The organism is Psychrobacter sp. AOP31-B2-9 (assembly GCF_052378005.1).
GTDB lineage: Bacteria > Pseudomonadota > Gammaproteobacteria > Pseudomonadales > Moraxellaceae > Psychrobacter.
In genome coordinates this window covers 1-10,639 of record NZ_JBQSXG010000108.1, presented here as the reverse complement: position 1 = coordinate 10,639, position 10,639 = coordinate 1, and the positions used below count along the sequence as shown (strand labels likewise).

General features: G+C 41.7%; 12 protein-coding genes. All 12 read left to right on the top strand.

The window, feature by feature from the left end:
* The first annotated feature begins 279 nt into the window (after positions 1-279).
* Positions 280-1,206: a bestrophin family protein gene (locus ACT3SX_RS11300; protein ID WP_192519071.1), complete on the top strand. Its 927-nt coding sequence runs from the start codon at positions 280-282 to the stop codon at positions 1,204-1,206.
* Between the two features lie 201 nt (positions 1,207-1,407).
* Positions 1,408-1,728 (top strand): YbeD family protein, encoded by a 321-nt coding sequence (locus tag ACT3SX_RS11295; RefSeq protein WP_192520269.1) that lies wholly within the window; start codon positions 1,408-1,410, stop codon positions 1,726-1,728.
* A gap of 518 nt (positions 1,729-2,246) precedes the next feature.
* Complete coding sequence (nrdA, locus tag ACT3SX_RS11290) at positions 2,247-4,523, top strand: class 1a ribonucleoside-diphosphate reductase subunit alpha (protein WP_192520268.1); 2,277 nt, start codon at positions 2,247-2,249, stop codon at positions 4,521-4,523.
* Between the two features lie 526 nt (positions 4,524-5,049).
* Positions 5,050-5,277, top strand: a complete 228-nt coding sequence (locus ACT3SX_RS11285; protein WP_192520267.1) for a hypothetical protein — start codon at positions 5,050-5,052, stop codon at positions 5,275-5,277.
* A gap of 87 nt (positions 5,278-5,364) precedes the next feature.
* The gene (locus tag ACT3SX_RS11280; protein ID WP_192520266.1) at positions 5,365-6,252 is read left to right on the top strand and encodes a hypothetical protein; all 888 of its coding nucleotides are present in this window, start codon (positions 5,365-5,367) and stop codon (positions 6,250-6,252) included.
* 345 nt (positions 6,253-6,597) lie between these two features.
* On the top strand, positions 6,598-6,849 hold the full coding sequence (locus tag ACT3SX_RS11275) for a type II toxin-antitoxin system Phd/YefM family antitoxin (RefSeq protein WP_192520265.1): 252 nt from the start codon (positions 6,598-6,600) through the stop codon (positions 6,847-6,849).
* Positions 6,839-7,126 (top strand): type II toxin-antitoxin system RelE family toxin, encoded by a 288-nt coding sequence (locus tag ACT3SX_RS11270; RefSeq protein WP_192520264.1) that lies wholly within the window; start codon positions 6,839-6,841, stop codon positions 7,124-7,126. Before ACT3SX_RS11275 ends, ACT3SX_RS11270 begins: the two co-directional genes overlap by 11 nt.
* Before the next feature lie 86 nt (positions 7,127-7,212).
* The gene (locus ACT3SX_RS11265; protein WP_192520263.1) at positions 7,213-7,650 is read left to right on the top strand and encodes an ABZJ_00895 family protein; all 438 of its coding nucleotides are present in this window, start codon (positions 7,213-7,215) and stop codon (positions 7,648-7,650) included.
* Positions 7,651-7,682: 32 nt separating this feature from the next.
* Positions 7,683-8,516, top strand: a complete 834-nt coding sequence (locus tag ACT3SX_RS11260) for a hypothetical protein (protein WP_442062779.1) — start codon at positions 7,683-7,685, stop codon at positions 8,514-8,516.
* 49 nt (positions 8,517-8,565) lie between these two features.
* Positions 8,566-8,934 carry a hypothetical protein gene (locus ACT3SX_RS11255; protein WP_192520261.1) on the top strand — a complete coding sequence of 123 codons (369 nt, stop codon included), beginning with the start codon at positions 8,566-8,568 and terminating at the stop codon, positions 8,932-8,934.
* An 89-nt stretch (positions 8,935-9,023) separates the two neighbouring features.
* Positions 9,024-10,157: a class Ia ribonucleoside-diphosphate reductase subunit beta gene (gene nrdB / locus ACT3SX_RS11250; protein ID WP_192520260.1), complete on the top strand. Its 1,134-nt coding sequence runs from the start codon at positions 9,024-9,026 to the stop codon at positions 10,155-10,157.
* Between the two features lie 98 nt (positions 10,158-10,255).
* Positions 10,256-10,522, top strand: a complete 267-nt coding sequence (yfaE, locus tag ACT3SX_RS11245; protein WP_192518713.1) for a class I ribonucleotide reductase maintenance protein YfaE — start codon at positions 10,256-10,258, stop codon at positions 10,520-10,522.
* The last annotated feature ends 117 nt before the right edge of the window (positions 10,523-10,639 follow it).

Sequence of the window (10,639 nt, the reverse complement as noted above, 5' to 3'; positions counted from 1 at the left end):
GACTTTGATGCTAGCGCATCTAGGTCTTTTTTTCACCTTGCATTTGGTATTGCACTTCATGTGTTAATCTAAGATACATAAAATGGATTAATAAAAAATCTCCCTTTTGACCAGGATTTACCTTTTTTGGCTATTCGAATCATCAATATTGAATATTTCCCCTACTCTTCTGTTTGAATAAATTTATAGACTTTCGGGCTTTACAGATTTTAATTCTATATTAGAATTATACCCTACACGTAACAGTGAATTTATACACTTCGTCGCTAGGGAACTTGCATGATTGTCCGGCAGAAACTCAATACGTTTAAGATATTTTTCACCCTCCGCGGCTCAATCGTTCCCAAAATTTATCCGCAGATTCTGCTTGTCACCCTACTGAGCGTTATCGTTACGATTGTTCAGCACCTGTCTCCCAATACTTTTCCTTCCTACGGAACAGCGCCCTTTACATTGCTGGGGGTCGCGTTGTCACTGTTTCTTGGATTTCGCAACAATGCCAGTTACCAGCGTTGGTGGGAAGGTCGATGCCTGTGGGGCCAGCTGGTGTACGACGCCCGTAGTTTTACTCGCCAAGTGCTGTCCTTTGTAGATGAAGACACTCAGGCTGGACGCGAGGCTCAGCGATCGATGATTCATCTGACGATTGCCTTTACACATGCGGTACGCCATCGACTGCGTGGTACATCTCCTTGGCAAGAGATAGAACCGTTTGTAGCGCCGACACACCATACAGCCATGCATCAAGCCAAAAACCTGCCTGATTACCTGATGCGCTTAATGGGTAAACAGCTTGGGGAGGTACGCCGTCAGCAACTATCGTCAGAGCTGATGGTACAAAACATGGACGAGCGCTTGACGTCTATGACGATAGTCTTGGCAGCCTGCGAGCGTATCCACAATACACCTCTGCCATTTGCTTATATGTTATTGGTGCATCGTACAACTTATCTGTATTGTATTATGTTGCCGTTTGGCTTGGTGGCCTCATTAGGCTGGGTGACACCATTAATATGTGCGGTGATAGCCTATACGTTTTTCGGTCTGGATACACTCAGCGAAGAGCTAGAGGAACCTTTTGGTTTGGCGGCGAATCAATTACCATTAACTGCCCTCTCACGCACGATCGAAATCAACTTGCTAGAAGCATTAGGAGAGAATGATATCCCGCCAGATATCACTCCTATCAATAGCTACTTACAGTAGTATTCATCAGCTGATGCTCAAATAGCTAACTGTAAAAAAATATAGGCTACTCTAACTCCAAGTCATAGCAGTATCTTATGACTGCACTTGAATAATAAGATCAGCACCACTATAAATAGCCAATAAGTCTCTTAGGAGCTAACATTTTAATAAAAGCGAGGCACATACATCATGAGTGATGATCCCAAAAAAGCAGTGAAGATGACAGACTTAACACCCAATGAAGGTGTCATAAAAGGCAAAAAAACGGATATTCAAAACCCTGAGCTTTGGGAGTTTCCAATGAACTACCCATTAAGCATCATTGGTCATGAAGGCGAGCATGAGAGCCTGCTGAACGAAGTCAAACTTATCTTAGGTAGTCAGTTCCCTGATTTCGATTTGGCGTCTATCGAAGTCAAGCCATCAAGAACGGGGCGTTTTCACTCAGCCCGCGTCAATCTATACCTAACTGCTGCTGAGCAAGTTAATGCACTTTATGCCGCACTGGATAATGCCAAAACGGTCCGCATGGTTTTATAGATTGCTTAGAAAACGATAGCTCCTTTTTCGTCCGAATCGTCACTCATCAGTAGTAATATATGGGTGGCGATTTTTTATGGTTTGATGTACAATCTTCGCCCTTATTATTCAGCTTTTTACAGCTATAAATCGCTATTTCTTAGCTACGATATAAAAATAAAAGTGCAACCTATTTTTTACAAAATATTTTATTTTTTAACCAATCTTGGCTAGCCCTTATCCTACCTTTAGTTGCTGATAAAACAGCAGCATCTTCTCCAGATACAACATATAATTTCGATAAAATCAATATAGTATTTTCAAAAAATTCCCGCTATATTGTGTATACCAATTAATAAACACGCTACATCTAGTGCTCAGTGATTTTAGTCATCACTACGGGTATCGGCAGTTTTTTGCCTTAAAAAAGAGTAGCTAACGCCATTATTCAACGCAGTTTTAGCAGTAGTTTGATAAAAAACGTTGAGCGGGCTTTACCGTTTGACGAATAATATAAGCAACCAAAAATAGAGGCCAGCATGACACATATCGACAAAATCAAAGTGACCAAACGTGACGGACGATTAGAACTTATTGATTTGGATAAAATTCATAAGGTAATCGAGTGGGCAGCTCACGATTTGGACAATGTGTCGGTCTCACAAGTTGAGCTAAAGTCGCACATCCAGTTTTATGAAGGCATCAAGACTCGTGACATTCACGAAACCATCATTAAGTCTGCTGCTGACCTGATTTCTGAAACCACGCCTGATTATCAATATCTAGCCGCGCGCTTAGCCATCTTCCATTTGCGTAAGATTGCTTATAACAAATTCACGCCTCCGCATCTGTATGATCATGTCAAAACTCTGACGGATGCTGGCAAGTATGACGAGCATATCCTAGCTGACTATAGCCGTGCTGAGTTTGATGAGTTAGAAGAATATCTCGATCATTGGCGTGATATGAACCTTGCGTATGCCGCTGTCGAGCAAATGGCTGGTAAGTACCTCGTCCAAGACCGTGTCAACAAGACCGTGTTTGAAAGCCCGCAGTTCTTATATATGCTGGTCGGTATGTGCTTGTTTAGCCAGTATGACAAGTCGGATCGACTTGATTTCGTAAAACGCTTTTACGATGCAACCTCACAATTCAAAATCTCACTGCCAACGCCTATCATGGCAGGCGTGCGTACCCCATCGCGTCAGTTCAGCTCGTGCGTACTCATCGAATGTGGTGACAGCCTAGACTCTATCAACGCGACCACCAGCGCCATCGTACGCTATGTGTCACAGCGCGCTGGTATCGGCATCAACGCGGGTCGTATCCGTGCCCTTGGTAGCCCTATCCGTGGCGGCGAAGCACAGCATACTGGTTGTATCCCATTCTATAAACTATTCCAAACTGCGGTTAAATGCTGCTCACAAGGTGGCGTACGTGGTGGTGCTGCGACCCTATTCTACCCGCTATGGCATTTAGAAGTTGAGTCGTTACTGGTACTCAAAAACAACCGCGGTGTCGAAGACAACCGTGTGCGTCACATGGACTACGGCGTGCAGTTAAATAAAACCATGTACACGCGCCTAATCAAAGGGCAAGACATCTCGCTGTTCTCACCAGGTGACACACCAGGCTTGTATGATGCGTTCTTTGAAGATCAAGACAAATTCGAAGCGCTATATACTAAGTACGAAAACGATCCTAACGTCCGTAGCCGCCAGATCCCAGCTGCTGACTTGTTCAGCCTGATGATGCAAGAGCGCGCCAGCACGGGTCGTATCTATATCCAAAACGTCGACCATTGCAACACCCATAGCCCATTTGACGCGGCCGTTGCCCCGATTCGCCAGTCAAACCTATGCATGGAAATCGCCCTACCGACTAAGCCACTGGATAACATCAATGACGAAGCAGGCGAAATCGCCCTTTGTACGTTATCAGCGGTCAACTTGGGTAAAGTCGAAAACGTCAGCGACATCGAAGAGCCAGCTGAGCTAATCGTCCGTGCGCTTGATGCCCTGCTCGATTATCAAGACTATCCAGTAAAAGCGGCTCAAAACGGCAGCATGCGTCGTCGTACGCTCGGTGTGGGCGTGATTAACTATGCTTACTACTTAGCTAAGAATGGCGCACGCTACTCTGATGACAGCGCGCTTGGTCTGACCCATCAAACGTTTGAAGCATTGCAATTCTATCTCTTAAAAGCCTCAAACAAATTGGCAAAAGAGCAAGGCGCGTGCCCTGCGTTCAATGAGACGACTTACTCACAAGGTATCTTGCCGATTGATACGTACAAAGCCGACTTGGATAAAATCTGCCAAGAGCCGCTACATCTAGATTGGGAAACGCTACGTGGCGAGATCACCGAGCACGGTCTACGCAACTCTACCCTAACCGCCTTGATGCCGTCTGAGACCTCAAGTCAGATCGCCAACGCGACCAACGGTATCGAGCCACCACGTGGTCTGGTCTCTATCAAAGCCTCAAAAGATGGCATCTTAAAGCAAGTCGTGCCTGAGATTGATAAGCTAAAAGATCAGTACGAGCTACTATGGCAAATGCCAAACAATGACGGTTACCTAAAGCTGGTCGCTATCATGCAGAAATTCGTCGATCAAAGTATCTCTGCTAATACTAACTACGACCCTGTTCGTTATGCTGGTGGCCGTGTACCGATGAAGATATTGCTAAAAGACTTGCTAAACGCTTATAAGATGGGTGTGAAGACGTTGTACTACCATAACACTCGTGATGGTGCGAATGATGCCCAAGCGGATATGGAAGATGATTGTGCTGGCGGTGCATGTAAGATTTAGGGTTTTTTAGGTATCACGTTCTCTGTTGAAATACAGAGAACGTGATAATTACGTTTATGTCGACAAAGGAGGTGAAACCACGGTAACAAAAGTAAATTTTTCTCGAATTAATCAAACAAAGAGGTCAATAGCTCATGGCTAAGAATACGGGACGTAATACTCGCAGAGGTTCAGTGATAGGTCGAACTCAAATTAAGCATCCTAGTAACTCTGAACACTCAATTAAGAGAGATGCTAATACAGGTCAATTTATGAGTGGTATGAAAGGTGTGTATAAGGGGGTAGCACAAGAAATAGACGATAGAAGAAAATAAAAATGGCATTGATGATAAATCACCAATGCCATCGGAGATACTGAATACGCCAATATTCAATATCAGGGAGTTAAGACTATCGACTTCCACAAGTGGTAAGAAAATAGAGTAGTACTCCACATACAGGCTGCTATTCTAATTTAAAACTTACCCCTTGTCCAAATAAACCGTGAATTGATAGTCGCAAATGTTTCAGCTCAGGAGAAGTGAGCATGGAGAAATATCGTGATATCGATGGTAACTCTGGTATAGGCGCATATGAGGTCGGTAACGATTTTATAATTGTGCGTTTTAAGAAAGGTGGTATGTATCTGTATAACTATTCAATAACTGGTTCTAATCATGTTAACAAAATGATAGAGCTAGCTAGAATAGGAAATGGACTTAACGGATACATAAACTTAAACATTGAACACGCTAGTGCTAGAAAAATAGCATAGGTTATTAGTCTAACCTCAATGGTTTAGTGTTAGGGTGCTTCGACACCTTAGCACTATTAAGTATAAGTTGCTAAGAGGGATAAGAATTTGAATATTTCAGTTAGTAAAAAGCATTTTTTGAGAATTAATACTTGGGATGATATTTATAAAATGAGTGGATATACTGACTCATTAGATCCTAAGAAGGAAAAATTAAAGCAAGTTATTAATAAATATGAACTTCCAAATAAGGGTAGATGCGGTTTATCAAATTGTCGCACACCTCATAATATTGGATGTATTGTTGAAACTGAATCTGGTAGGTTGACTAATTTAGGAAATGACTGTGGCAAGAAGTATTTTGGAGAAAACTTTACGTCCTTGAGCAACAAACTTAGCAAAGAGATTGATTACTCAAACAAAATTGAGAATATAAAGTTAGCTAAATTGAGTATTGCTGAAAATTATATAAAGTTAAATGAAATAGAAACTGACTGGAAGAAGATTGAGAGCATTTATAGAGCTATAAAGTCTGAAGGTCTTGATAGACTATACGACAAGTTAGAACAAATGAAACATAGTAAGAGCTCCATTATTGCAATACAGCGTAGAGCTACAAAACCTGAGATTGAGCTTGAAGAGGTTAGAACAGGAAAAGACGTTCAAAATCCTTTCTACATTTCTGATAACTTAGGTGATTTGAAAGGTCTAAACTATCTTACTAATAGAATCAAAATTAAAGCCATGATTCTAAACAACAAAACAACTCTTGATCGTTTAAATGATTTTGATGAGGACAAGACAACTCTCAAAGAACTTAGCAAAGTGATCAAAGAGAATGAAAAATTAAACGATAGTGTTCGTGAAGCTCATAGTATTATTGCGGATGGCTTTAAGTTATTTAGTGCAGATAATATGAGACAATTTGCGCCTTTGATAAGTAGTAAAAGGCATAGAAAGCTAAAAAGGTTTTTAAATTGTTGTTTTGAAAGCTAATCAAGCGTAGGTTGGGTGGAGCTTGCGACACCCAACGATTTTAATTGAATAATACGTTGGGTCTCGTGCCTCGACACCAACCTACTTTAAAGCATAGAAAGTTGTTAAGAAAAAAGAAAGACGCCCTAGCAAGGATTTTTAGCCGCGACTATAGCGATATCCTGCTGACGACGATGGCTCTCAGAAAATCGTAGGTTTTCTCTTGCGTCAGGGCAAAGCAGATACAAGCGGTAGGCGGGATTGGCTACCCCAAATATTTAAATTGAACACAGTAACAAATAAGACCGGATTTTCATGCTAAAATTAGCCCTATATTTAGAGCTTAATTTTAACGGAGAATACGTTATGCAACCAATATTTGCGACACAAACAGCCAGTATCTCAGAGCTAAAAAACAATCCTTCTGCATTGATTAAACAGTCGGATGGTGAATCAGTTGCTATTTTAAACCACAACAAACCCGTGGCTTACTTAGTGTCATCAGACGTGTTTGAGCGCATGATGGAAGCGATGGACGATATGGCACTCAGCCAAACCGTGAGCGCACGGTCAAATGATGGGCAAACACCTATAAAGGTCGATTTAGATGACTTATAGTCTTGAGTTTCACCCATTAGCGTTAAAAGAGTGGAAAAAGATAGCGCCAAGTATTCAGCAACAGTTTAAGAAAAAATTACAGCAGCGACTATCAAACCCTCATGTGCCTGCGTCAAAACTCTCTGGACACACGAATACTTATAAAATCAAATTACGCACCATAGGTTATCGTCTGGTATATACCGTCAAAGATGACGTGGTAGTAGTTTATGTATTAGCAGTTGGCAAAAGAGAAAACAACAAAGTATATGACAGTCTGGCGACGCGCCAACCATAGAGCGAATATCGTTTATTTTATGGGTTACGTTGAATGCACCCTATGTCTTAAGCAAACCAACACTAAAATTTATAAAAGAATATATTATGCCTAGAATGAAACCTTCTTTAGAACAATATTCACTGATGCTTTGCGCCCTATTCTGGACAACCATCACTGTGTTATACGTATTTGGTATATCAGGAGGGCTGGTAGGCATCATTTCTATCGGTATATCGATATTGATCTCTCACCTATTTTATAAGCAGCAAAAACGATTGATGACAGCGCATGAACAGCTTGTATTTGCTCGAAAAAGCATATTTAACATTATTACTTTTTCTTGGATACCGTTAGTCCTCATTTACTTCTTTTATCTGGATGAAGACAAACAAGAGTTATTCATATCCCTATTTCACCCAAAAGTGTTACCCACCGCTTTTGTCAGTATAGGCATCGTTTCACTGATTGCCTTTTTAGGAATTTGGGTAACGACTAAAGGTTATGCTTATTTGTTAAAACGAGACATAGAGAAAAAAGCGTAGCAAATCAATATCAAAAACACTAAGGATGGTTTATGAAAAACCTTAAAATCTCATTACTACTATCAGCGCTAGTGTTAGCGACTAGCAGTTATGCTGAAACGACAAATAATGAAGAAGTAGCAGTTAATACACGTGACCAATGTGGCTACTACTATAGAGAAACATTGAGCCATCCTGTCATTAAACGTGACGCTGCCGTGACCGTAAATAAGGAAGCTGCCCAATACATCCAGCTCAAGCGTCAGTTCGCTGAAGAATACCTTATGAATGCTGATATTGGTAGCTTCAGCCCGACGGGTGCTAACTACGATTTTGAAGACAGTGACCAAATACTAGGCGCTCTATCAATGGGTGACATTTTATCGCAAAGCGAGGCTGTAAAAGAATTGATAAGCCTATTTGGCTATTACTACTTAGGCGAATACGTGCCAAAAGATGACTATCAAGCCATCACTTACTTAGAAAAGCTGGTTGAATATTATAAAACTACCCGTCCAGAGTATGTGGACGAGCTGATACTAGGTGTGGCTATGTCCTTAGATGGCGGCATCAGCAAGGCCAATCCGCTTTGGACAAATGACGATCCGACTCAGGTTTTTAATTTACTCATAAAAGCAGGGTCAATCGAAACAGAAGCGATGATGATCGATGAGGACTTTGACAGCTCAGATGCTGATTGTGTTAAAAACATGCTACCTAAACTTGAAGCCTTGGCTGATCAAGGCAGTCGTTTGGCCATTCATAGGCTAGAAAAGTATTATAAAAAGTTGAGCGCTAAAGGCACTGAAGCAGATAATGAGAAGATGATGTATTGGCAACAAAAAGCTGAAGAAAATCCGCTGATAGGCATCAAATGGAGTATTTAATTTAGGGCGTATCATTGAAATACACAAACAATAAAACGACGGAGGTCATGTGCAATATACCGCAATCATCAAAGACGGTGGCTTGTTTATCCCGAATGTATTTTCAGAGCTAGACGATGGTGGCTCGCATATCGTACAAGTCGAGGTTGATATTGCAGCGGTGCGTCAGCAGTTAGATATCAGTGAAGCACCAACAGCAGCCGTCGCCAAAAAAGGCACAACAAAAACAGCCAAAAAACCCGCGTCGAGAGCCAAAAAAAGTATAAAAAATTTAGCAGAAGACGCTGATGCAGACACCCTACGCAAGAGTGCGCTAGATGAATTAGAAGCACTCGATGATAGTGAGCTGAGTGAGATATTCAAAGCGTATATGAATGATGGACAGACACCAGAACAAATATCGCTAGAGAACTTATAACTAGAGTGTATAACACTCTACTATCCATCCCTATAACCTAATATTTTTACATACAGATTTATCACCGTATCCATTATAAAGGCAGTCTTATGACCTACTCAATTTTTTCTCAAACGCCAAACAATGCCCTAAAAGAACCGATGTTTTTTGGTCAGCCAGTCAACGTGGCACGCTATGATCAACAAAAGCACCCTATCTTTGAACAGTTAATCGAAAAACAGCTGTCGTTTTTTTGGCGTCCAGAAGAAGTTGATGTATCAAAAGACCGTATCGATTTTAGTAATCTGTCCTCACATGAACAGCACATATTTTTGAGCAACCTCAAATACCAAACCCTACTCGACTCTATTCAAGGTCGTAGTCCAAACGTGGTGCTATTGCCGCTGGTGTCTATCCCTGAACTAGAAACATGGATTGAGACATGGTCGTTTTCTGAGACCATTCACTCTCGCAGCTATACCCATATCATTCGTAACATCGTCAACGATCCCAACATTGTCTTTGATGACATCATGCAAAATGAGCACATTTTAGAGCGTGCCTCTGATATTGCCCAATACTATGATGAGCTATATCGCAACTCGCAGCTCTATAGCTTGTACGGTGCTGGCACGCACAACATCAATGGCGAGCAAATCACCGTCGATCTAAAATCACTGAAAAAGCAGATGTATCTGTGTATCGTTGCCGTCAACGTCCTAGAAGCCATCCGCTTTTACGTATCATTTGCCTGCTCATTCGCCTTTGCTGAACGTAAATTGATGGAAGGTAACGCCAAGATTATCAAGCTCATCGCTCGTGACGAAGCCCTGCATCTAACTGGTACGCAGCACATGCTTAATCTCATGCGTAATGGTCGTGACGATCCTGAGATGGTCGAGATTGCCGCAGAGTGTTATGAAGAAAGTATTGAAATATTCCGTAAGGCTGCTGAGCAAGAAAAAGAATGGGCAGGTTATCTATTCCAAGATGGCTCAATGATTGGTCTAAACAAAGACATTCTGTGCCAATATATCGAATATATTACCAATTTGCGCATGGAAGCCGTTGGCTTGCCAGCCGCGTTCCCGAACTCCAAATCAAACCCAATTCCATGGATCAATACTTGGCTATCATCTGACAACGTACAGGTCGCGCCGCAAGAGACAGAAATCAGCTCATACTTAGTCGGTCAGATTGACTCCGACTTGTCAGACAGCGATTTTGATGACTTTGAGCTATAAGCGCTAGACGCTTTATTTTAACGTTTTAACAGTACTGTAGCGCGTGAATGCTAACCTACGCTTTGAGTAGGTTCGTATTAACGCCAATAGGATAAATTATGACGTGGGTAATGACCAGTAAGCAAAAGTTCTATTTGCATGATAATGAAAGTCTGCTCGATGGGCTATTGCGTACTGGGCATGATGTCAATTATCAATGCCGCGAAGGCTATTGTGGCAGTTGCCGCGTTAAATGCATTGCCAGCTCACACAGCATTGATTATCCGTTTGAGCCACTCGCCATGATTGACGAAGACGAAATCCTGCCCTGCTGTTGCCGCGTGCAAGGGGTGATTCATATTAACCATGAGCCAATCGTAAAGTAGGGCGTGTTTGATATTCACAACCTTATCTATCTACAACCAAAAAAGCGCGCTATCTCAAACGATAGCGCGCTTTTTTGAGTATTACTCTATACCTTGTCTATTCTAAAAACATGCTGC

What these genes read in the sequence shown, in the direction of transcription:
- ACT3SX_RS11300 (WP_192519071.1), top strand. Translation starts at nt 280, where the DNA reads ATGATTGTCCGGCAGAAACTCAATACGTTTAAGATATTTTTCACCCTC.
- ACT3SX_RS11295 (WP_192520269.1), top strand. Translation starts at nt 1,408, where the DNA reads ATGACAGACTTAACACCCAATGAAGGTGTCATAAAAGGCAAAAAAACG.
- nrdA (WP_192520268.1), top strand. Translation starts at nt 2,247, where the DNA reads ATGACACATATCGACAAAATCAAAGTGACCAAACGTGACGGACGATTA.
- ACT3SX_RS11285 (WP_192520267.1), top strand. Translation starts at nt 5,050, where the DNA reads ATGGAGAAATATCGTGATATCGATGGTAACTCTGGTATAGGCGCATAT.
- ACT3SX_RS11275 (WP_192520265.1), top strand. Translation starts at nt 6,598, where the DNA reads ATGCAACCAATATTTGCGACACAAACAGCCAGTATCTCAGAGCTAAAA.
- ACT3SX_RS11270 (WP_192520264.1), top strand. Translation starts at nt 6,839, where the DNA reads ATGACTTATAGTCTTGAGTTTCACCCATTAGCGTTAAAAGAGTGGAAA.
- ACT3SX_RS11265 (WP_192520263.1), top strand. Translation starts at nt 7,213, where the DNA reads ATGCCTAGAATGAAACCTTCTTTAGAACAATATTCACTGATGCTTTGC.
- ACT3SX_RS11260 (WP_442062779.1), top strand. Translation starts at nt 7,683, where the DNA reads ATGAAAAACCTTAAAATCTCATTACTACTATCAGCGCTAGTGTTAGCG.
- nrdB (WP_192520260.1), top strand. Translation starts at nt 9,024, where the DNA reads ATGACCTACTCAATTTTTTCTCAAACGCCAAACAATGCCCTAAAAGAA.
- yfaE (WP_192518713.1), top strand. Translation starts at nt 10,256, where the DNA reads ATGACGTGGGTAATGACCAGTAAGCAAAAGTTCTATTTGCATGATAAT.